Source organism: Dyadobacter sp. LHD-138, assembly GCF_030929615.1.
Classification (GTDB): Bacteria; Bacteroidota; Bacteroidia; order Cytophagales; family Spirosomataceae; genus Dyadobacter.
On record NZ_JAVFVU010000020.1, the window covers coordinates 157617 to 179193 of the forward strand.

The 21577-nt window shown below is 41.2% G+C and carries 19 protein-coding genes and 2 tRNA genes; 11 read left to right on the forward strand and 10 right to left on the reverse strand.

What is annotated here, in order from left to right; all coding sequences use genetic code 11:
- Positions 1 to 194: 194 nt before the first annotated feature.
- The 4 genes from RB622_RS16375 to RB622_RS16390 all read left to right on the forward strand — a co-directional run bounded on the left by RB622_RS16375 (position 195) and on the right by RB622_RS16390 (position 7294).
- Positions 195 to 1814 carry a tetratricopeptide repeat protein gene (locus RB622_RS16375; protein WP_308047654.1) on the forward strand — a complete coding sequence of 540 codons (1620 nt, stop codon included), beginning with the start codon at positions 195 to 197 and terminating at the stop codon, positions 1812 to 1814.
- 256 nt (positions 1815 to 2070) lie between these two features.
- On the forward strand, positions 2071 to 4830 hold the full coding sequence (locus tag RB622_RS16380) for a TonB-dependent receptor domain-containing protein (RefSeq protein WP_308047655.1): 2760 nt from the start codon (positions 2071 to 2073) through the stop codon (positions 4828 to 4830).
- A 43-nt stretch (positions 4831 to 4873) separates the two neighbouring features.
- Positions 4874 to 6133 carry a right-handed parallel beta-helix repeat-containing protein gene (locus tag RB622_RS16385; protein ID WP_308047656.1) on the forward strand — a complete coding sequence of 420 codons (1260 nt, stop codon included), beginning with the start codon at positions 4874 to 4876 and terminating at the stop codon, positions 6131 to 6133.
- A 69-nt stretch (positions 6134 to 6202) separates the two neighbouring features.
- Entirely contained in the window at positions 6203 to 7294 is a 1092-nt protein-coding gene (locus RB622_RS16390; RefSeq protein ID WP_409021547.1) for a phytase, read from the forward strand.
- Between the two features lie 152 nt (positions 7295 to 7446).
- Here the strand turns inward: RB622_RS16390 and RB622_RS16395 are convergent, their stop codons facing one another.
- The gene (locus RB622_RS16395; protein WP_308047657.1) at positions 7447 to 7914 is read right to left on the reverse strand and encodes a hypothetical protein; all 468 of its coding nucleotides are present in this window, start codon (positions 7912 to 7914) and stop codon (positions 7447 to 7449) included.
- Between the two features lie 530 nt (positions 7915 to 8444).
- Here RB622_RS16395 and RB622_RS16400 point away from each other — a divergent pair.
- From RB622_RS16400 to RB622_RS16410, 3 genes are all read left to right on the forward strand, one after another.
- Positions 8445 to 9005 (forward strand): hypothetical protein, encoded by a 561-nt coding sequence (locus RB622_RS16400; protein WP_308047658.1) that lies wholly within the window; start codon positions 8445 to 8447, stop codon positions 9003 to 9005.
- Positions 9006 to 9056: 51 nt separating this feature from the next.
- A complete protein-coding gene (locus tag RB622_RS16405) occupies positions 9057 to 9218 on the forward strand; it encodes a hypothetical protein (RefSeq protein WP_308047659.1) in 162 nt (53 codons plus the stop codon).
- Positions 9219 to 9585: 367 nt separating this feature from the next.
- Complete coding sequence (locus tag RB622_RS16410; RefSeq protein WP_308047660.1) at positions 9586 to 10800, forward strand: MFS transporter; 1215 nt, start codon at positions 9586 to 9588, stop codon at positions 10798 to 10800.
- A gap of 41 nt (positions 10801 to 10841) precedes the next feature.
- Here the strand turns inward: RB622_RS16410 and RB622_RS16415 are convergent, their stop codons facing one another.
- Both RB622_RS16415 and RB622_RS16420 read right to left on the reverse strand, forming a co-directional pair.
- Positions 10842 to 12077 (reverse strand): aspartyl protease family protein, encoded by a 1236-nt coding sequence (locus tag RB622_RS16415; RefSeq protein WP_308047661.1) that lies wholly within the window; start codon positions 12075 to 12077, stop codon positions 10842 to 10844.
- Between the two features lie 273 nt (positions 12078 to 12350).
- The gene (locus RB622_RS16420; protein ID WP_308047662.1) at positions 12351 to 13466 is read right to left on the reverse strand and encodes a DUF5009 domain-containing protein; all 1116 of its coding nucleotides are present in this window, start codon (positions 13464 to 13466) and stop codon (positions 12351 to 12353) included.
- A gap of 390 nt (positions 13467 to 13856) precedes the next feature.
- On the opposite strand from RB622_RS16420, the gene RB622_RS16425 reads away from it, so the two are divergent.
- The 4 genes from RB622_RS16425 to RB622_RS16440 all read left to right on the forward strand — a co-directional run bounded on the left by RB622_RS16425 (position 13857) and on the right by RB622_RS16440 (position 16285).
- Positions 13857 to 14201, forward strand: coding sequence for a cupin domain-containing protein (locus RB622_RS16425; RefSeq protein WP_308047663.1), 345 nt, complete (start codon positions 13857 to 13859; stop codon positions 14199 to 14201).
- 389 nt (positions 14202 to 14590) lie between these two features.
- Positions 14591 to 14674 (forward strand) — tRNA-Leu (locus tag RB622_RS16430).
- Between the two features lie 19 nt (positions 14675 to 14693).
- Positions 14694 to 14766, forward strand: a tRNA-Lys gene (locus tag RB622_RS16435).
- 226 nt (positions 14767 to 14992) lie between these two features.
- A complete protein-coding gene (locus RB622_RS16440) occupies positions 14993 to 16285 on the forward strand; it encodes a site-specific integrase (protein WP_308047664.1) in 1293 nt (430 codons plus the stop codon).
- A gap of 93 nt (positions 16286 to 16378) precedes the next feature.
- Here the strand turns inward: RB622_RS16440 and RB622_RS16445 are convergent, their stop codons facing one another.
- The 7 genes from RB622_RS16445 to RB622_RS16475 form a co-directional block, all read right to left on the reverse strand.
- Positions 16379 to 16582 carry a hypothetical protein gene (locus RB622_RS16445; protein WP_308047665.1) on the reverse strand — a complete coding sequence of 68 codons (204 nt, stop codon included), beginning with the start codon at positions 16580 to 16582 and terminating at the stop codon, positions 16379 to 16381.
- Positions 16579 to 16914 (reverse strand): helix-turn-helix domain-containing protein, encoded by a 336-nt coding sequence (locus RB622_RS16450; RefSeq protein WP_308047666.1) that lies wholly within the window; start codon positions 16912 to 16914, stop codon positions 16579 to 16581. The genes RB622_RS16445 and RB622_RS16450 overlap by 4 nt, the downstream gene beginning before the upstream one ends.
- A 196-nt stretch (positions 16915 to 17110) precedes the next feature.
- The gene (locus RB622_RS16455; RefSeq protein ID WP_308047667.1) at positions 17111 to 17665 is read right to left on the reverse strand and encodes an antirestriction protein ArdA; all 555 of its coding nucleotides are present in this window, start codon (positions 17663 to 17665) and stop codon (positions 17111 to 17113) included.
- Positions 17666 to 18573: 908 nt separating this feature from the next.
- The gene (locus tag RB622_RS16460) at positions 18574 to 18822 is read right to left on the reverse strand and encodes a hypothetical protein (RefSeq protein WP_308047668.1); all 249 of its coding nucleotides are present in this window, start codon (positions 18820 to 18822) and stop codon (positions 18574 to 18576) included.
- A gap of 1076 nt (positions 18823 to 19898) precedes the next feature.
- On the reverse strand, positions 19899 to 20393 hold the full coding sequence (locus tag RB622_RS16465; RefSeq protein WP_308047669.1) for a hypothetical protein: 495 nt from the start codon (positions 20391 to 20393) through the stop codon (positions 19899 to 19901).
- Between the two features lie 57 nt (positions 20394 to 20450).
- Complete coding sequence (locus tag RB622_RS16470; protein WP_308047671.1) at positions 20451 to 20828, reverse strand: hypothetical protein; 378 nt, start codon at positions 20826 to 20828, stop codon at positions 20451 to 20453.
- A gap of 150 nt (positions 20829 to 20978) precedes the next feature.
- Positions 20979 to 21422, reverse strand: a complete 444-nt coding sequence (locus tag RB622_RS16475) for a hypothetical protein (protein ID WP_308047672.1) — start codon at positions 21420 to 21422, stop codon at positions 20979 to 20981.
- Positions 21423 to 21577 lie beyond the last annotated feature (155 nt).

Genomic DNA, 21577 nt, shown 5'->3' on the forward strand with positions numbered 1-21577 from the left:
CTTTATCGTCAGATCGAAGTTGCCGGCTTTTTGCGTAGATCGACAGCCGATTTTCGACGGCAATTTTTTATCAAGTCAATGTTAAGTTCGGTGTGCTAACTTGCACAAGAATTCAATCCTAGCTTATTTTGCTAAAAGTCACTTCTATTTCTCAGGATATTAAAAAGCGCTATAAATTCATTCTTTTGATTTGCATGCTCATTAAGACTGCAATACTCAGCGCGGTTTGCAGCGCTCAGACCGCTGTTCCCGATTTTAGCGCAAAGGAGATCAACGATCATATCAGTACAAATTTTCCGCGCCCGGACTCGCTTTTGCTGGTTTTGAAGGAACATTACAATACAGCCAGGCAAAATGACGACGAGGTAAAAGCTGCCGGTTATCTGCATAAGATGGGCGCTGTTTTGTTTGCTTCCGGGCATTATCCGCAGGCAATGGACTATTTGTTAAAGGCTGATAAGGTTTTTCGGAGCCGGAATCAGAAAAAATTGCTTGCAGAAAATCTGGATGTATTGGGGGAATTGTATTTCCGGAGCAGACAAAACGATCTTGCCAGAAAGCAATATGATGAAGCGCTGACGCATTATCAAAACCTAAAATCGGAGTCGGGCAAGGCAGGAATTTATGGCCGGATCGGGCATTTGTACGAGAAAAGACAGCGCTATGACAGCGCTTTTTATTTTCAGAGAAAGGCGCTGCAGGCGTATCAGCAGGTGGATCAGAAGGAAGGTGCCGCCAAAATATATGAGAACATCGGGAGCATTTATGAAGATCAGGAACGTTATGATTCCGCTTATTTTTACTTCAATAAAGCTTATGTTTTGAACAAACAGCAAGGAAATGAAAGAGCGCAGATCGAGGTGCTTAACAACCTGGGAGACGTTTTGCGAAAGACGGGTCGGTATCGTGAGGGGCTGAATTTTAGTAAGCAGGCATTTGCTCTTGCAGAAAAGACGGGTGAGCATTATCAGCTTTCCGGAGCCTGTAACGATATTGGAAAGGGCTATAACTTTCTTAACAAAAACGACAGCGCATTTTATTATCTATCGCTTAGCAGAGCTTATTTGAGCGATATTTATTCAGCGGAAAACAACAAGCAGCTTGCACTGCTGCAAACGCTTTATGAAATCGAAAAAAAGGATAACGAAATAGAAAAGCTGTTGCATGCCCGTAAAACGGATACCCTTATCGCGATTGCTACCATTGTCGTTATTGTTTTGATCATACTTATTGCCAGCCTAATTATCAGCCGCCAGCGGCTTAAAATCAGGAACGAGCAAAAACTGCACGCGCAGAACAAGCAGGTATATCAGACGCAAAACCAGCTGATGGAAGCCGAACTGAAAAATAAAAGACTTGAAGAGGAAAATCTGAAACAGGAGCTGGAAATAAAAACGAAAGAACTGACAAGTTATACCTTGCATGTAATCCGTAAAAATCAGCTCCTTGAAAATCTTCAGGGACAATTGGAAGCGTTGGTGAAAGAAGAGAAACGCGATCAGAAGAAACAGATCAAGCAACTTTCTGAACAAATCAGTGAAGGGCTTAACGATGACCAGCACTGGGAAGAATTCCGCGGAATTTTTGAGCAAGTACACCAGTCTTTTTTTGACAGGCTTCAACAGCAATCTGATTCGCTGACCTCCAATGATCTGCGGTTGATCGCGCTGATTAAAATGAACCTTACTTCTCAGGATATTTCTACATTGCTCGGTGTATCTCAGGATAGCTTAAGGGTGATGCGCCACCGCCTCCGGAAAAAATTGAACCTGCCGCAGGGTGAGAATCTTTCCACCTACATTCAGTCGATCTGATGTTGTTAATATTGACGTAACATTAACATAACACAAAGATAATGGCGGTGCGTAATGCTGCAAAATGCTTATTACTAATAATTTAACCTATTATTTTGATTCTTGTTGCCTTCTTGTAACGCCTGATGTAACGCTGTTTCCTTTTTGTTAACGGGCAGTATTTGCATGGCTGCCCATTCTTTCTTCACCTTCGTATCGTTGTTTTAAAAAGGCAGAAATATTTGCCTTCATTATTTTAACCTTGCGATTTGGTAAGATGGTTTATAGAATTTATTTATCCTTTGTTTTAGTTATCGCTGCTGCCTCGGGCCTGTTGGCAGGCATCCTTAAAGGCAGACTGCTGGAAGCAGAAAGCGGGGAACCCGCACTGGGCGTTGTGGTGATGCTTGATGGTACAAACTTTCAGGACGTATCGGGATTGGACGGAACTTTCACGATCCGAAACGTTAATAAAGGAACTTACAAATTGATCGTCCGGCATATTTCCTATGCCGTGATTCAAAGAGAATTTACCATCGGCGATGATGAAATTGTGCAGCTGGATATGTCGCTGGAAACCGCGGAGGAACTTCGTTTGAAAGAGGTGTCGGTTATTGGAAAACGAGATGGTGCAGCTGAGCAAACGGCCAGATCGATGGAGCGTAATGCAAATCAGGTGATGAATATTGTGTCGGGGAAAACGATACAGATATCGCCGGACTTAACCGTCGCCAATGTGATTCAGCGTGTTTCGGGTGTGACATTGGAACGTAACAGTAATGGCGATGGTCAGCACGCCATTCTACGTGGGATGGACAAAAGGTATAATTACACCCTGGTTAACGGTGTTAAAATTCCGAGTCCCGATAATAAATATCGTTATGTGCCGCTGGATATATTCCCATCGGATCTTTTGGATCGCCTGGAAGTGTATAAAGCCTTAACGCCAGCCATGGAAGGTGATGCCATTGGGGGCGCGATAAACATGGTCATGAAAGATGCGCCGGACCGGTTCACTTTCTCTGCGAATATCTCGACGGGTTACAATGAGTTATTTATGCAGCGCGATTTCATGACGTATGACTACAAAAATATTCAGTCAAAATCACCCTACGAAAGAAACGGAAACCAGTACAGTGCTACGCAGGCCGATTTCTCGAAAGCCGCCGTTGATTATAGATCGAAATCACCCATGCCCAACCTGCTTGGAAGCCTTGCCATCGGGAACCGGTACTTTCATGATAAACTTGGTGTACTGCTGGCAGGAAGTTATCAGAATACCTATCGTGGCAGTAACAGCTTGTTCTTTGACTCAGAAACCGTCGATACCCTCAGTGGGGAAACGCTTACAAAAATGAGCGAGCGCCAGTATTCCGAGCAACAGACGCGCTATGGACTACATTCCAAACTGGATTATAGAATCAACGGAAATCATAAAATCCAGTTTTACAATGCGTTTATGAACCTGACAAATGTCCAGGTGCGGGATGTGAAAACCACGCAGCTGACGATTGGCGGTTATGACCCTGTTCTGGGAAATGCCACGTTGGGATATTCAACCAGGTCCCGGCTGACCCGCCAGCAGATTTTTAACAGTACTTTGCAGGGGAAACATCAGCTTACAGAAAAGTTCAGTGCGCAATGGTCGGCGGTGTATTCAAAGGCTACGAATGAAGTGCCGGATAACATCACGGTTCCTTTACTTGGGGTTCGTCAGAATTTTGTCGAAAAAAGAACAACAGTCAGTGATGCGTCCAGAAGATGGGAACACAATACCGACCGCGACCTTTCGGCCTATCTGAATCTGACCTATGTACAGAATTTAGATAACATGCGGCTTGAATACACAGCCGGTGGATTGTTTCGGGATAAAAACAGGACTAATTTTTACAATAATTACCAGCTGAGGCCAAGTGACCCGTTTGCAGTTTATGGCAAGGATTTTACGGAATATTCTCAAATCCACTGGACAATACAAAACCCGCGCGGTGCCGTTGCCACCGCATTGAATTACGATGCGACCGAACAGATAAAAGCTGGCTATGTTCAGGTTAAAACCGAGTTTCAATCTTTCGAAGTGCTTGGAGGGCTTCGTATAGAGTCTACCGATCAGGGGTATACCATGCGCTTTCCGGTGGGTGAGGACAGGCCGGATGGCAAGCAGGTGTATACCGATGTCTTACCAAGCCTTCATTTGAAATATAAAACCAGAGAAAATGTTAATCTCAGGGCCTCTTATTTTCGATCGGTAAACAGGCCCGGATTCTTTGAAATTGTGCCCTATCGGATTATCAACGAAGAATATCAGGAGCGGGGAAATGCAGATCTGAAAAGAGCGATAGCCGATAATATCGATCTTCGGTATGAGCTTTTCCCGAAATCGTCGGAGCAATTGATGGTTGGTTTGTTTTACAAACACATCAAAGATCCGATCGAATATACCCTTCAGCGCGACGCCATCCGTGGCCAGGATATTTACTATGCACCGGGAAATTTCGGAAATGCCAATAATTACGGACTGGAAGTTGATTATATCAAATACTTTAAAATGTTTGGGGTGAAGGCTAACTACACCTACACGCATTCGAAAATCACAACGCCTAAATCCAAACGGATTAGAAATGAAAGCGGTGATCTGGAAACGATCAGCGTAGATCAGTCGCGACCACTTTATGGTCAGTCGGCGCACGTGGCAAATCTTTCTTTGTTGTACAAAAATCCTAAAAATGGTATTGACGGCCAGTTGGCAGGAGGCTACACGGGCGACAGAATCAATACAGTTTCACAGTTTCTTGACAATGATTTCTGGCAAAAAGGTTTTGTGCAGCTGGATGCATCCGTTGAAAAGACATTTGCAAGCGGACTGGGAATATTTTTAAAAGCTAATAATCTCCTTAACACGCCTATGGAGGTTTACATGAAAACGGCCAGTCCGGCAAATGTTAACGTCCCTGAACAAACCAATTCGAAAAGAACTTTAATGCGCCGGGATTATTATCAACGGTCATATCTGGCAGGAGTCCGCTACAAATTCTAAAATAATATTTACCAAAATCAATTTAAAAATGTACGATCTGAAAATGAAAAATCTACTTGCATGTGCCGCTATGGGCGTGTTTTTGGTGACTGGCTGTTCAAGCGACAAAGATGAGCCGACCCCGGTTATTGAAACCCCCGTAATCAAGGAGGCTATTTCCGGTGATGTTTCCGGCGTGTGGACCAAGGGGGGGACGTATAAGATAACGGGCCATATCCAGATTCCGGCAGGAAAATCGCTGACGATTGAAGAAGGTGTAACGGTCCTTTTCAGCGACTCGGTTGTGAAACCGGAGGTGATCGTCAAGGGGAATCTGTACAGCCTGGGTACTACCGCAGCTCCAGTGAAATTTACTGTTCCGGATGCATGGAAAACGGCTAAAAATCAGTACGGTAACCTGTGGGGCGGACTTACTGCAGCCGCTTCGTCCAGCGAATTTGTTTTGAATAATACGGTTTTGGAATACGGCGGAGCGGTAACAACCGAAGAATCTCCTTCGGTTAAAGCGAAACTTTATAAAGAGGCGGGATCTCACGTACCGGCTCTTTATTACGCCAACGCGGCAGGAAAACTGATTGTAACCAATAGCACGATCCGCAATTTTAACGAAGACGGTTTTTATATCGAAGGTGGACAGGTGATCATTGCCAATAATTTCTTTTACACGACAGGGGTTTCCGGCGGCGATGCCATCAATATAAAGTCGGGCGTGCAGGCTGATGTCGCTTTCAACGTGGTTTACAGCCCGAACACCAATGCGCTTAAATTATCAAACACAGGAGACCGCACGCCTCAGGCTTACGTAGTAGGGTATAACAACACGATCATCAATGCGGGTTGGAGAAGGCCGACGACGAAAGGCGGCTCGATTTGGCTTGAAAAAGGGGTTCGTGTTGATTTGTACAACAACCTTTTGGCAAATGACCGTTATGGGATTAAAAGAGATAAGGGGAATCCGGAGGATGCGCGTTCGGTGATCAGTAGCACTTTTTATTATGGCCAGAACCAAACCACCACCGACCAGTTTCAGCCAACCGAGGAAATTGTGAAAGGCGTGAATGATGTTATTTCTGCAAAGGCGGCCGAAAATGATCCGAAGTTTGTAAATTATCCGTTGACTACCGACATGCAGAATGCGACTTTCAACAGCGCCTGGGACTTCCATTTACAGACCGGTTCACCAGCCATTGGAAAGGGCAAAACGGATTTTACAAGATTATTTGCCAACGGTCTTCTGGTCAATGGTGTTACGTATAAATCGCCTGCTCCGACCAGCTACATCGGCGCATTTGGTACAAAATAATAATTTCGACTCCCGGAAGCGATGTATATTACCGGGAGTTTTATTTTTAGCTATTTTTAATATATTGCTGTGAAACAACTGATTAGCTCATTAAGTGCTTTGAGTATTTTATTTTTATCCTGTCAGGATAAAAAGCAAGTTGCTGAATCTGCCGGTAAAGATTCGGTTCAGGTTATAAAACCTTTGTTTATTTCGGATACCGTCGCGCATGATACCGATGATCCTGCCGTTTGGATCAACCCGCAAAACCCGGCTTTAAGCCTGATTATTGGTACAGATAAAGATCAGGATGGTGGTCTTTACGTTTTTGACCTGAAAGGAAAATCTCAGCAGGAGAAGATGGTCCGTGGATTGAAGCGGCCAAATAATGTCGACATAGAATATGGGTTGACACTCAACGGAAAGGCGACGGATATTGCCGTTGTTTCGGAGCGCTTTACACATAAGCTTCGGATTTTTTCCTTGCCTGATATGAAACCCGTTGATGGAGGCGGCATCGAAATATTTCTGGGAGAAACCGGAGAAGGTACCCGCGATTTGATGGGGATCGGGCTTTACAAAAGTAAAGACGGGAAAATTTTTGCGATTGCAGGTAGGAAAACCGGACCCGTTGACGGCACTTATCTATGGCAGTATTTGCTTGAAGATAACGGTTCAGGCCAGGTGAAAGCAACGTTGGTACGGAAATTCGGCACATACAGCGGATTGAAGGAAATTGAGTCTATCGCGGTAGATGATGCCTCGGGGTATGTCTACTATTCCGATGAAGGCAAAGGCGTAAGGAAGTATTATGCCGATCCTGAAAAAGGAAATAAGGAACTGGCGCTGTTTGCCACAACCGGCTTTACGGAAGATCATGAGGGTATTTCGATCTACAAGCTGACGGACAGTACCGGTTATATTCTTGTTTCGGATCAGGGAGCTAATCAATTCCAGATTTTCAGTCGGGAAGGGGATGCTAAAAACCCGCATAATCATTCGTTGCTAAATACGGTGAAGGTATTGGCAAACCACAGCGACGGATCGGAAATGGTATCAGTACCATTGAATTCAGATTTTAAAAACGGTCTTTTTGTGGCCATGAGCGATGATAAAACCTTTCATTTGTACCGTTGGGAAGATATTGCGGGAGCCAAGCTAAAAAAAATTGACAAGAAATAAACAGTTTCTGAATCACGTTATATCAGGAGCTGGTTGGTGATAAATGTTAACGTATTTGTATATACGTATTCGTCTTGACCTAATACTTATTTATCCAGAAATGTACTGCATTGCTGGATAAATACTTTAGATACATTCCGTCACCAATCGTGTCAGTTTTCTATCACGCGCAGACTTATCACAGGAAAATCAGCGTTGATTTCTCTGGTGGGTGTGGACGAAAGAACAACCGGGTCATCAAACAGCCTTTTTACTTCCTGCTGGATATCCTGCCAGCAGGACACTTTTTTAATATAACGACCTTTGGTTTGCCTGCAGTCGATTCCCTGTTTGAAAAGCCAGTCGTTTGTTTCGTAAGAGAAAATCAGAATGGGAAGTTCCGGTTTATTCTGGATTACATATTTGATGAAGGAGATCATGTGATCTTCCTGTTTATTCACCGAAACGATAAACAGGTCATAGCTGTCCTTTTGTTCTTTTGCCAGGAAAAGAGATTTCTGAAAAACCTTACTGATGCTCTCAGCAGTCTCAATCTTAATGTTTTTGTTCTCTCTTTCCAGTCGATTAGAAATTCCTATTTTAAAAATGGAATCACTTTCTAAAATTAAAAGATTATACATAACAAAATTAAAAGGGTTGAGGAAAGTCTTAATGGGTTATTTAACAAAAATTGTTCCGTGCAAACCGGATTATGATGAATGGATCTGGCTGAAATTAAGCCTTACGTTTCTCTCAGGGGTGTTTTGGTGTGTTAAGTGCTTCGTTACCATATCGGATTATAGTTGCGTTGTTACTTAAAAATCCTGCAAAAAGATGTACCACTGGCGGCATTTTTAAGTATGCGAATGTCACGATTCATTTTGCAGGTTGAATTTAGGTAACTAATTTGGATAAATCGGTTTTTGTCCCCTTGATTTTACCCTTTTGTCGAAATATTTTCATAAAAGTATGGTTAAAGGATGCCAGAAATAGAAATTATTTTGAGTCGGCCCAGTGCGTTTTCAAGGATTTAAATCATTACAGTTATGACTTCCGAAAGCTAATCTGATAAACTTTAATACTCGCTGGTTTTCTTGTATTTTGGTGATATGTTTATGAAAACAAAAGGCGTTCTTTCAAATATCATTGACATCTTGTAAAACCACATTGCATGGCACATCTGGACTATCCGCCCGTTGACGATTACCGGATACCTGGTACAAATGTATTCGTAATCAGTTGTATTGATCTGAGACTAGCCGATAACCTGCTGGAATTTCTACACCATGATAATCTTGCAAATCGTTACGACCATTTTGCATTGGCGGGAGCCGCATTGAGTTATCATGCCGGCGGCGTTCATTATGACCTTTTTCATCATCATGTTTTGGAGCATTATGACAATTTTGAGCATTGGAAGAGGTCTTTGGATGATCACCTGCAAATTGCTGTCGACCTGCATGATATCCGTGACGTTTACATTGTGGAACATGAGGATTGCGGTGCTTATAAGGAATTCCTGAAAGACGGGAAATTCACGAACTGGGAAGCTGAAATATCGTGCCACAAGAAGTTTGCCACTGCGCTTGCGGAAGATTTGCACCATAAAGTTTATCACGAAAAGAAGTCGGGTAGGGAGCAAGAAACGTATTTCCTTAACGTGCATTGCTTCATCATTGATTTGAGAGGTAACGTAAAATTGTTGTCCTCGCCGCCGGAACAGTTGTTGTGAAAATGTGGCACTGTTTTTGTATTGTTTACCGTCTAATCAATTCTTTGATATATGAAACAGCCACAAACATCGAGCCCGAAACCAATGGTCAGGGTAGAAAACAAGGACAATCTGGATAGTCGCCATAAGGAAGAAGAACTGGTGAAGAAAAATCATATGACGACTAATACCAAGGAGCGACGTAGCGAGGGAAAAAGTCGTAGCCCAAAATAAGCCGAACCCGGAACCAAATAAACAAGGTGTCCTGATGTACCGTCGAACTCCGAGGGTACATCAGGACACCTTGTTTTGAGAGAATGAGATTGGCTGAAAACAAGATATTGATAATGATAGGACTGGATATTTTGTTAAATACAAGAATTTTGATTTGCGTTTAACTTTCATAAAATCAGTTTTTTACATGTAGGCTGTCCTTGTTTTTCTCTGAACAACGAAACGAGTTGTGGTAAAACGATGTTAGACGAAAGAAAGAATTCGCGTGAATTGTTCTTGTACTTTTCCGTTTGTTCGGTTTATTGTTTTAATAGGGGAGCTGAGATTTTAATTTTTGCGGCTCTCGAAATTTAGTATTAGTATTTTCATGTTGAGCCAAATTTCACAGCCAAAACCAATTAAGGAACGCCACCAGGGCATAGCAAATATTCTGGCTTTTGCCTTGATACCACTTTCAGGTTTTGCTACTGATATTTACCTTCCTTCGCTGCCGTCGATGGCCGGGTCCTTGCAGGTAAGCGATATACAGGTACAGCTTACACTAACGCTTTTTTTGATCAGCTACGGCGTAACGCAGCTATTTATTGGCAGTTTGCTGGATAGTTTCGGGCGCTATAAAATCGGGCTTTCCGGATTGATCATCTTTGCGATCGCCAGTATTGTTATTGCCAACACGCATAGTATTTACCTTATTTATCTGATGCGGATTGTGCACGGCATTACGGTGGGAGCCATTGTCGTGTCCAAAAGAGCTTACTTTATTGATCTTTTCTCGGGCGAAAAACTGAAACATTATCTGAGCCTTTTTTCAATCATCTGGTCGACGGGGCCTATTGTGGCGCCATTTCTCGGAGGTTATTTGCAGAGCGCTTTGGGTTGGGAATCCAATTTTTATTTCCTTGCCTTGTTTGCCGCGATCATGGCTGTTCTGGAGTTTATTTACAGCGGCGAAACATTGCGGCATTTTTCGGAGTTTAACATCAGAAAAATAGCCAGAGTATACACCGATATGCTTACCACCGTAAGTTTTACACTAGGACTCGCCATGATCGGCCTTGCGTACAGCATGGTGATGATTTATAACATGACAGGGCCTTTTATCATTGAACACGCGTTACATTTATCTCCGATCATCTCCGGTTATGGATCTTTGATTTTGGGGTTTGCGTGGCTTGTAGGTGGATTTTTAGGTAAAGCCACCATCAATCGTCCGTTTTTCAAGCGAATGGTATTTAATCTTTTGGCTCAGGTTGCCTTTGTGGTGGTGATGATCATCAGTATTCAATATGTTTCAGGATTGTATTCGATGGTATTCTTTGCCTTTATCATTCATGTCGGTGCCGGGTTTACCTTTAACAACTTTTTTACCTACTGTCTGAGCAAATTTCCCAAAAACGCAGGCATCGCCAGCGGACTTAGCGGCGGCGTTAATTACGTAATCGTATCTTTTTTAAGTTATGGGATTGTTTACCTGCTTCCGGCAAAGGATGAATACAACCTGAGTTTCAGTTATGCGATACTAATTCTGGCCTCAGTAATGGTGATGCTGGTGTTGAAGCTGAAAAAGGAAACGTTTGCCTGATAAGGGAAGAAGGTCAAAGTGTAAATCGTTAAATCGACTTTTTAAATCCTTCTTTTCAATACCATAAAAACGTTGAGATGCTTTTTCTGGCGGAATATTTCAAGTAGGATCGTCCGGTTGTCACGTGACTTGAAAATGTCGTCAACTTCTTCCAATGTCATCTGCGACACGGGTTTGAGGTTAATAGACAAAATTTCGTCGTCTTTCTGTAAACCGGCCAGATCGCCAGCCGACGACGGTTCGATCCGGTGAATGATAATGTGCTTAAAATCATCGCCTCCTGTAAAATATTCAATGCCGCTCATGTCATGTTCGAAAGGTTCTCCAAATCGCTGTGAAGGTTTCAGATACATAACGCGGTCATGATAGTTGAAGGTGACGGTGAATCTTTTTAAAATTCCCAGGCCTAGATTCCCGTCCCTTTGGGTTAAAAACGTCTCCCTTTTAAAGGCGTTTATGGATGGAAAAGCAGTTATCACTTTTCTGAATTTATATTTTCCCAGTTCGATTTTCTGAATGCGACTGATATAACCGCTGATTGGGCCGGTGAAACCCATGCCAAGGTTTGCCATGGTGAGTTTTGGGAAACTGTTATTATGGTCTTCATAATTTTCTAGTGAAAGTGCATGACCGGCACCGATATCAACCACAACCTTGCTTTTTTTAAGGGTTCCATCGGGAAGGACCAGGTCTGTTTCCAGATAAGGTTTTTTGTTTTCAATTGTGATCGGTATTTTGTTGCCCCTACGGCGGGTTCTTAAGTCTTTGGGGCGCCACACATTAAGTACGTTGGTTGAAAAATTGATTTCAACCGCCAGATTATTGAAAAACTCATAACCCAGCAGGCCGTGAATGTGTATACCTGCATAATTGGACAGTCCAAAATGATCCTCTTTAAAAACCACCGCGCCAACGCCATTGCTTTCGATATCGGGTAATGTGACTTTCAGGGTTGAAACGACATAAGCTTCGAAGGATTCGCCTTCTCCGAGGCCAAAAAGCTGCACGGATCGCTTGTGAGAAACATGGATGGAGTCAATAAGTTTAGGATCGGAAATAATCATCAGGCCGACGCCCGTGTCGAGTATGAAATTGAAGGGACCGTTTCCATTGATCATTAACTCAACGACGATCATATTGCGGACCATCTTAAATGGAACGGTAACGCGCTTTTTGTAACTGGTCAATTCAAAACTCTGCGCCGTTGTTGTGAGCGGTAAGGCACATCGGGAAGCAAATATTAATACGATAAAAAACACAAAGTATTTAAAACGCATATCAATTTTAAAGTAGCAAGCGGGCTTCAATTGTTACATTTTGAATACAGGACAGTTATTCCAAATTATGTCCGGACAAGGAATCAATACGCTAAAAAGAAGAAAGTGCGGATCAGAAAGACTTGCATGTGGTCAGGCAAAGTTTTCAATCCGCTACTAATATATAATTTTTGTTAGTTTTATCCCAATGAAGATTAAATGAATGCAATCGTGTTTTGTCTGCATAGGTATGAACAGGAGAAATTTAGGGCAGGGGAGTAGGTGGTTCGCTTGCTACACTTTAACAAAGATTTTGTTTTTGTACAGGAAGTAGAGGAATAGCCATACCAGTGCCAGGCCGCCCAGCGTATTAAATACTTCATGCCATTTTTCATCGAAATGCATGTAAAATCCCTGAAACAAGAGTTTTGATGAGGCATTAAAATCGATAAAACGGACTGCGAGGTATATCACGAGCGAATTCATACCAATGACACGGAAGAAAAACGACCATTTGACAAAATGTTGCACATCAATGACCCAGTAAAAAACGGCAAGTAGCAAAAAAGACATACCGGACGTGACCAAAATAAATGAGCTCGACCATAGATGTTTGTTGATCGGGAAAACAAGATTCCATAATAAACCCAAAAAGACTCCGGATAAACCCAATATGAGGAGTCTTTTCATTTTACCGGATTCGGGAATACGTTTTAGTAAAATGTCGCCGGCAAGGGTCCCGAACAGGGTGAGACAAAATGAGGGAAATTGTGTCAGTAGGCCTAATTCGTCGTATGTTTTTTGTTTAAGTCTGCCAGGCATGAAATTTCGGTCGAGCCAGCCGACGAGGTTTCCTTCGAATGAGAGGTCACCGGCTCCGAAACCGGGTACCGGGATCAGTATCAACGATAAATAATAGAGTACTAAAACGACAAGGGCCAGGTATAGCCGGTGCTGCCAGGAAAACCGCATGTAAAGCCAGGCAACAACAAAAGTAGCCAGACCAATTCTTCCCAGTACGCTTCCGTAACGGATATTGGCCGGGTCAAAAATATTGATCGGCGCATTTTTGTCCAGAATGCCTAAAAGTATCAAGATGATCATTCGCTTAAATACCTTCCTGAGTAGAACGGACTGCGGTATACCTTTGGACAAACCTCCCGTTAGACTGAATGCCAACGACGTGCCGGCCAGAAACAGAAAAAGTGGAAAAATGAAGTCGTAAAAGGTGAAACCGTTCCACTCCGGATGTTCAAATTGTTGTGCAACAGCGTCAATGGCCGGGATATTGGTTTTGCCGTGCAGCAGATATACAAATGAGCCGCCGCCGGAAATCATCAGCATGTCGAAACCCCGCAGCGCATCAATAGAAGCCAGCCGTCCGGGCATGGATCCGGAATCTTTGTTCATGGTCGTTAAGTGTATTGAATATTACTTAAAAGTAAAAGATAGTGCTGGCATACTTGCCTTGGTTCTGAACTGAGAAGACTTAGTTATTTATAGGTATGCGTTTACTGATATGAGTGCATTTTTTTTTGTAGCTTTTCTTTTATCAAAACCCTGATTTGGGACGTGTTATACACGGAGATTGGTATGTTTATAAAAAGGATATTAAGTAATGGTTTTAGTTAGATATTGCTCAAAAAGTCCATAACAGAAGATTTCTATCGCCGTTAGAAATTTTGCCGTAAAAAATGAAATGGGCTTATCGTAAAAAATGCCAGCTTGTCTGTGGAGACGATGGCTGAGATTTTACTTCTTTTATTTAACTTGCTTGTATCAACATTTAGTTTTAGTAATATGCCTTTTGTAGATTTTAGTCAGGGTAATGTCGTTCAGATCTGGGATGGGATTTACGGAACAATTTCGCATTCCGAAAATTCAACATTTTGCCATTTTACGATTGTAAGCGGTTCCGATTTGCCGGAGCACAGTCATGTGCATGAGCAGTGGTGCCATGTACTGGAAGGGGAACTTGAGTTTGTCATTGACGGAGAGAAAAAGTTGCTGACGGCAGGCATGGCGGCTTTTATTCCTTCAGGCGCGCCGCATTCGGCAAAGGCTTTTACGGAATGTAAGGTGATCGACTGTTTTACGCCGGTGCGGGAAGATTTTATTGCACTTGAAAAGAAACAAGCATTGTAGTAACCTTGTTCGCGGTGAAACTGTGCAAGAATAAAACTGTTTCCAGGTATTCTGGAGGCAGTTTTTATATTAAAACCCCTGTTTCGAGGATAGCGAAAATTAAAATGTGATTTTTTTGAAAAAAAAGTTTCGACTGCAAGTTTCTATGTTAGAGAAACTTAGAGTCTGCTCGAAAAGTAACCTGAAAATTAGTTTGCCATATAATTTGGAACGTAAATCTAATTTTATACTTTTGCATCACAATTGAGGGACACGGTATCAAAGTGAAACGAAATTCAGGATTTTAAGCATATCAATTTTGATAAGAATTAAGGTCTGACAAAAGGCAGAGCCAGAGTTGTTGTATGGAAAAATTAATGTCTTTTGAGAAACAAGAATATCCTCGTAATGTCCAGGTGGTGGAATTGGTAGACACGCTACTTTGAGGGGGTAGTGCCCGTTTGGGTATGGGAGTTCGACTCTCCTCTTGGACACAGAAGTTACCAAAAATAAGATTCCGTAGCTCAGCTGGTAGAGCAATACACTTTTAATGTATGGGTCCTGGGTTCGAATCCCAGCGGGATCACAAAAGGCACACGAAAGTGTGCCTTTCTTGTTTAAAATGCATTGATTTTCAGCACAGTTAACAAAAAAGCAGGTTATTCTGAATCAAGATAAATCAAACCATTCGGTCACCTATTCGGTCACCATTTGGATTTGGTAAATTAGGTGACCGAATGAATGTTTGATTGAGGCGATTTGATTTAAGGTTCTCCCGGAACATTTATTTCTAACCTTAAAATGTGTTGAGAATGAAATTCAAACAAAACCTATCCCTGCTGCTGTGGCTTTACCGGGGAAAAGCATCCAAAGACGGCAAAGCGCCGATCTATTTGCGCATTACCATTGATGGTCTGGACACTGACATTTCGCTGGGTCAGAAAATCCACTCGGATTTCTGGGATGGAGAGGCCAAACAGGTCAGGAGTACCGGGTTGGAAGCAAAAATGATCAACCAAAAGATCATGCAGGCGCAGACAGACCTTCAAAGACACTTCATGATGCTGCAAGCCCAGTTTGACCGGGTTACACCAGCGATGCTAAAAAATGTTTACCTGGGCGTGCCTGCCATGCAAGAAAAGAGGACCTCGGGGCAAACCCCTCAACCGGGCAGCACACTGCTGAATGCTTTTGATGAGTTTATCGCCACCTTTGAGAAGAAGGCAGAGAAGGGGCTACGTTCCAGCGGGACGCTCAGGCACTGGCGCTCTACCCGAAAAAAAGTGGAGGCCTTCATCGCATACCGGTATCACCGGCGTGATCTGGAATTTTCTGAGATTGATCACTTGTTTGCAGACGAATTCTATGATTATCTCACCTTGCACCAGGATCAGCCTCTTTCGGAAGTTACCGCCAAAAAACAGGTTAAATGGACACGGCAGATTGTCAAAATTGGCGTGAAGAAAAAAGTGATTGCCAGCAACCCGTTAGAAGGTTTCATCTGTTCGGGTGGAAACAAGGAAGTGCAACCCTTGGAGCTGCTGGAAGTAGAGGCGATTTATCAGAAAGAACTATCCATCGACCGCATTGCCGAAGTGCGGGATGCTTTTATTTTTCAATGTTTTACCGGTTTTGCTTATCAGGATATGTATAATCTGAGCCCGGAAAATGTTGTCCGGGTTGGTAGATCAGGTGAGAAGTGGCTGATCAAAGACCGGGGCAAAACGGATGTGACTGAAATGGTACCGATCCTTCCGATCGTTCAGGAGTTAATTGACAAGTATAAAAACCACTCGTACTGTAAAATCAATAACCGGTTGATTCCGGTGAACAGCAATTACCGGTACAACGTGTATTTGAAGGAACTGGCAGTGATCTGTGGAATCCGAAGGGAGCTCAACACGCATTTGGCCCGTCACACGTTTGCAGACATCATGCTGAACAGTGGTGTTCCTTTGGAAGACGTTGGCAAAATGCTGGGACACCGTAATATCCGGACAACACAGCGGTATGCGCGTGTCCGTAAAAACCGGATTAGTGAAAATATGGCCAAGGTGAAAGGAAAACTGTTTACCAAATCAGGGAAGTTGAAAGCAGTTGCTTAAAAATAAGCCCACCGCTGCCAAACCGGCAGTGGTGGGTTACAAACAATCTACACAGGTTAATTACAAGCAGCTAAATGAAAGGCGATAAATTTTTTACCTGTTCCAGATCCATTGCCAGGCGCACCGTTTCCAGTCTGCGATCAAATTGCCTTCAGGATTAATCCAGCTTTTTTCTGCGTAGTGCTGATAAAATTCCCGAGCAGTCTTCTCACAGTGACCTTTTTGAATGAAATAGATTTCGACGTGTTTGCGACTGGGAGGCACCTGTGCTCCCGAACAACGAAGAGCAGATTTCATCTGTTAGTTAGATTTTTAGCTACCGGTGTCTTGTTACTTTCAAACATCTTGATTATGTCTTCCCTGTCATAATAAATAATTCCGCCAAGCCGCATGAAGGCTAGCTTTCGACTTGCCCGCAGCATGTGCAGTTTACCTGGCGAGATATCCAGCATTTTTCTGACCTCACTGGATTTAAGCCATTTTTTAGCAGGAAGCCCCTGGTCAGTTTTAATCATCTTTCGAATTGCGTCAAGCATGTCGACCTTGAAATTTTCAAGGTCGACTGTTGTAACAAGCTGGTTTGCGAACATGATATTTCTTTTTTCACTTTCCTTTCCCTTCGTCGTCATTTCCTTACAGTTTAATGATAGAATAGAATTAGTTTTTCTTACAGGCAAGGCTGATTACAGCTCAGACTTTGCCGGAAAGCCTTTTAACCCGCTAAAAATAGAAAAGTGATTTTTGGGAAAGCTTCCTGTTGTTCCTTTGAGAATAAAAAGAATGAAAAATGAAGAGCCGCTGGGTTTTCAGCGGCTCTTCAAGCGTTTATTGATCTATAAAAACATATCCTTCATACGCTGAGTATCCTTCCAAAAACAGGTCTCTTCCATATGCCTCATAGTCGAAGTACCTTTCCAGAATGTCAGGAGCTCCTGCAAGAAGTCCGGTGTCTTCTACAAACTGATAAGCAAAGTCTTTTTTCGGATCATTCCCTTTTCCGAAATATCCCTGATAAGACTGCTCAAATCCTTCGAGTGTTTCATCCAAATCATTTCCGTTGGATGGCCAGTAGACAATTTGCGCGCAGTAAATCTCAAAAGCTTCTGTGGTATCATCATCCATAGCAGAAACTATCTCGAAGTATTTGAATGCATCTTCATGAAGATTTGATTCACTGATCAGAAAGTCCGGGATATTCTCCCAGTCCTGGAACATCAATTCGGGCAAAAATTCGTTTCTGTGGTACTCATAACAATCCTTAAAAAATTCTTCCGTGTCAGTGTAGTCTGAAAGATCAAACCATTTTCCGAAAAGCGAACCGGAATTGTACATTCCATAAGTACCCACATAGATTTTTGGAGTGTTTTCTGAAATTTTCATGATTGAAAGGCTTTAAGTAAATAAGCCCGGCTTTGCGCTCAGGGCAATCGCTGCCTTCAACTCGAAGAAAAAATGACGGGGCTTTTGCCCCCTGGCTGCAAGTTCAGCCTGCGGTTTAAGGAGCGGTGACTACCGCGGTAAATAGAAGGATGGACTTGACGCCGTCATTTTTTACTTTGTAAATTTCGTTTGCACTGACTGATAAATGTGCGGCTGGATTGTTTTACAACAGGCTAGATAGTTTTGTTAACATTTTATAGCCGTTAATTTTCAATTTGTACGTGGATATGCAAGTTTGAAAAATGTCAAATTCCTAACCGAGTCTAAGACTGAATTATTCTAAGGGGAAAAGCTTTCATGGCTTTAAAAGGTCTCTTTGTGAGAATTTTCAGGAAAATTACAATTTTCTAGCAACTTCATCTAAAACAACGCTTGCACAAGTATGAAGCTTTAAAACATATGGGTCAAATTCACTTTGCTTCAAATCTCTTTCCATTGTATGAGTTTTTGCAAAATGCCAAAATACTTCAAATTGATCCAACATTTCCTTTTGTGCAGAATCTTTTTCAGATAGTAGTAGGATGAAATGCTTATTCGCTGAATAATTATTAATTCGTCTTTTGTAGTTTCATCACCAAGCGTTGTGAAATGTATCATTAAGTCCGAAAATTCTGTGTGAAACATATTCATCCAATTTGTTAAATTGATCTTTTGGATTTGTTCTTTTTCGCATTGTGTAAAACCCACCTAATACGGCAAGCATTGTAGCCACACCAGTAATTAAAGTTCCAATTGCCGTCATTTTATTTGAGTCCTTATCGAAGAAATTTAGCGATGTTTAAGGTTGTAGGAAATGGTCTTTTGCGAGATCTATGATGGATAATTATCTTCTCGAATTATTACTGATCTTATAACCCATATGACCAGTTTAGATGCGAACAAAGACCTTCAATTCCTGGAAAAATAGTATTATGGTTAATTCCAAATTTTGAAAGTGTTTGTAAAATTTTCAATCGTTCTTTTGCTGGAATTTGAATTACTGCAATTTTTTGTTTTAACTTTTTATTTGTTTCTAAACTTACGAATGAATTGGTGGTAGGTGAATACTTATGGGCTGTAAACCAGCCAAATTGGGAAACAACTCTGTCATTATTCATTGAAGGTTGTAATATTTTTGTGTTCGATTTGGAAAAAGGGGATTGATCCTTGTTTAAATCGACAAGTAAGTCATTATCGGTGCTTAGTACATCGACAAATGAATCCGCATTATTCGAGGAAATATTATTACAAGCAAACCAAAGTGCGACCAAAGGTTTGCTTGTCCAATCGAGTAATCATGTTTTAAGTCCAAAAATTGGGAGGCCCTCAAGAGAAATGACGCTTCATCAGCCGCTGATGAGTCAAAAAGTAACAAAATTATTGACCTCGTTAAACAAGCAAAGGCTAAGGGGAATTAAAACAATTTCAGTTTATTAGCCAGTAAAATGCATATTAAACTTGCTAAAAGATACGGCAGGAAAATTAGTGAGAATAAATAGAACTCGCTATGTAATTCCGAATAAACTTCTAACAGGGTTTTGTTATTGTCTTTGAGCCCAAATTGATAGGGAGTAATGCGTATATCGCAAAGGTAGTAACAGCCAGTGATAAATTACTTCTTTTATTCTTAAGTACCGCGAAGGTGATTGATCCAATAGTAAGGAACAGTATGGATAAACATACTGCCCTTACTATTAAGGATATAATAATCACGCTATAGGGATTGCCCTGAATGTAATTGATCATCAGGTAGAAGAAAGCATCTGCAATAATTAAAAACAAGGTGTATGTCAGCAATCCTTTTATCATCCGAGTTTCCAGTAAATCAATTGGTTAGCCTTAATAAAATAGATCAGGCAAAGGGGTGCTCCCAATTGAAGACATTTACCCTTTGCCCGACAGTATTTTACTAAGGATTAATCATAGTAGACCTTTATAGCTAAGTTCCTTTTTCGTGTATTCCGCAATTTTACTAGCAGACAATAATTTAATTTACCAATCTGATTATCAGTTAATTGTATTATTTTTTTCAAATAAGACTGTCATTTAATCCATACTTTTTTCTGTGCCTTTCGCGTCTTTTAATAATTCATAGATATAAACACAAGCGTCGTTTTAAATTTTTCGATCACCTAGTTCATCGCTAACATTGTTACCGATTTTATGAAGTTCTGGTTGTTCGGTTGAAAGATACTTATTGTTCTTTTGTCGACAATTCGCTCAATAATTTGTTAGCCTGGTCGTAAATTGATAAATTTTCTATCCTTACCTTGAACTTTTTTGCTACGCATTCAAACATATTATCGTGGAAGGTCAATATGTAATGCTTATAATCCTTCCATTTATTAGGATTATAGTATTGGTGAGACTTTTCAATTTTTTCGAGATGAGCTACTAAATCAGAGTTTGTTAATTCGTAAAACTTAAACAATTTCATTCCCAGTTTAAAGTAAGGGTGGCCCTCGATGGTTTCATTCCCTGGAATCCCGAAAGTATATTTCAAGTAATGTTTAAATTTTAAAACAACCACCCCTGTGCTATAAACGGGGTTAAGAGCGTTGGGATAAAATGATTTGATTTCTTGGTCAGAATAAAATGTAATAAATAGCTCAGTATCTGTGGATACTATCATTGGTAATGGAGCCCCAAAATCCATTTCAAAAAAATCTTTTAGTTCTATTAGTTCCATGCTATAATTTGATATACTTTGATGGGATAGGATCGGTAACGCAGCTAGAAAGCTGTTTTAAGTACCAGGGATAGTATACTCAATAACAGATGAAGAATCTTCTTTGCTCACTACCCCTAGAAGCGCATCCATCTCAATATCAGAGAAAATAATTATTCTATCATCTTCTGGTCCAATTATTGAAACTCGGAGATTCGATTTTAAAGATGCTGTCAAGTTGTTTACGACCCATGCCAGTTGAGACTTTACTTTTATGTTATTCGTATTTTTAAAGCGACGAACATAGATATTCAAAAGGTGTTCTTTGGTCGCGATAAAATACTTAGCATCCCATTCAACCAAAGTAGGTAAGTCAACAAAAGTGTATTTCTGTGACTTAGATAGCAATTTTTTTAGCCTTACTCTTTCGTCAAGAGTTAATATTCCGTTCTCCATATCCACAATTATCAAAATTATTTAACAATTTGAGCCTTTGCTCGGGAGAGAAAGCGTTTTAAACGCTACATTACAGAAACAAGGGCGATCTTATTAAGACAGACCAGCCCTTGTTTCTCATTTAAGAATCACCTTTTTGATCTCCATCATTTAACTTGATAATGTAATGGGAATAAGCTTTTTTAGCCTAGTATAATTTTCGCTTCGATTAGAGATACCAGAAGCTAGAGATTCTGGGGAAACTTTATTATTCTTCATAATAGCCACTACTTCATCATGCCTGACTGAGAGAAAAATAATTATTGTCTCATTTTTAGATAAGTCGCTTATGTTGCAATAATACAGAGCAGGTTCTTTCCATTGTTTCAATTGTGAAATAAAATGATCAAACCTCTCGAACTTTCCCAGCTTTGAGGAATTTCTAGCATAGTTATACCGGTCGATATAAATCTGAACCGTAGAGGATGTCTTCATTTCACCTCCCTTATAGAATATAACCTCATCAGAGGCGATCTGGTCAACAATAATCTTGGCAAAATCGCTGTCGTTACCCAAGCCTATCAGCAGTGAATAAACCTTATTAAATAGTTCCATTTCCTTTGTCGGTTAGGTTATTAATCGTCAAGAAAAAGATGGTTTACCGCCACTCATCGGTTTATTAACGTTGGTTAATATGGAAATACTCTTATCAAATGATGAGAGTATTTCTATGAACATATTAACAATACAAGATCATAGCATGATCTTCG

Coding starts and splice junctions, on each gene's coding strand:
- RB622_RS16375 (WP_308047654.1), top strand. CDS start 195: ATGCTCATTAAGACTGCAATACTCAGCGCGGTTTGCAGCGCTCAGACC.
- RB622_RS16380 (WP_308047655.1), top strand. CDS start 2,071: ATGGTTTATAGAATTTATTTATCCTTTGTTTTAGTTATCGCTGCTGCC.
- RB622_RS16385 (WP_308047656.1), top strand. CDS start 4,874: ATGAAAAATCTACTTGCATGTGCCGCTATGGGCGTGTTTTTGGTGACT.
- RB622_RS16395 (WP_308047657.1), bottom strand. CDS start 7,914: ATGTATAATCTTTTAATTTTAGAAAGTGATTCCATTTTTAAAATAGGA.
- RB622_RS16400 (WP_308047658.1), top strand. CDS start 8,445: ATGGCACATCTGGACTATCCGCCCGTTGACGATTACCGGATACCTGGT.
- RB622_RS16405 (WP_308047659.1), top strand. CDS start 9,057: ATGAAACAGCCACAAACATCGAGCCCGAAACCAATGGTCAGGGTAGAA.
- RB622_RS16410 (WP_308047660.1), top strand. CDS start 9,586: ATGTTGAGCCAAATTTCACAGCCAAAACCAATTAAGGAACGCCACCAG.
- RB622_RS16415 (WP_308047661.1), bottom strand. CDS start 12,077: ATGCGTTTTAAATACTTTGTGTTTTTTATCGTATTAATATTTGCTTCC.
- RB622_RS16420 (WP_308047662.1), bottom strand. CDS start 13,466: ATGAACAAAGATTCCGGATCCATGCCCGGACGGCTGGCTTCTATTGAT.
- RB622_RS16425 (WP_308047663.1), top strand. CDS start 13,857: ATGCCTTTTGTAGATTTTAGTCAGGGTAATGTCGTTCAGATCTGGGAT.
- RB622_RS16440 (WP_308047664.1), top strand. CDS start 14,993: ATGAAATTCAAACAAAACCTATCCCTGCTGCTGTGGCTTTACCGGGGA.
- RB622_RS16445 (WP_308047665.1), bottom strand. CDS start 16,582: ATGAAATCTGCTCTTCGTTGTTCGGGAGCACAGGTGCCTCCCAGTCGC.
- RB622_RS16450 (WP_308047666.1), bottom strand. CDS start 16,914: ATGACGACGAAGGGAAAGGAAAGTGAAAAAAGAAATATCATGTTCGCA.
- RB622_RS16455 (WP_308047667.1), bottom strand. CDS start 17,665: ATGAAAATTTCAGAAAACACTCCAAAAATCTATGTGGGTACTTATGGA.
- RB622_RS16460 (WP_308047668.1), bottom strand. CDS start 18,822: ATGAATAATGACAGAGTTGTTTCCCAATTTGGCTGGTTTACAGCCCAT.
- RB622_RS16465 (WP_308047669.1), bottom strand. CDS start 20,393: ATGGAACTAATAGAACTAAAAGATTTTTTTGAAATGGATTTTGGGGCT.
- RB622_RS16470 (WP_308047671.1), bottom strand. CDS start 20,828: ATGGAGAACGGAATATTAACTCTTGACGAAAGAGTAAGGCTAAAAAAA.
- RB622_RS16475 (WP_308047672.1), bottom strand. CDS start 21,422: ATGGAACTATTTAATAAGGTTTATTCACTGCTGATAGGCTTGGGTAAC.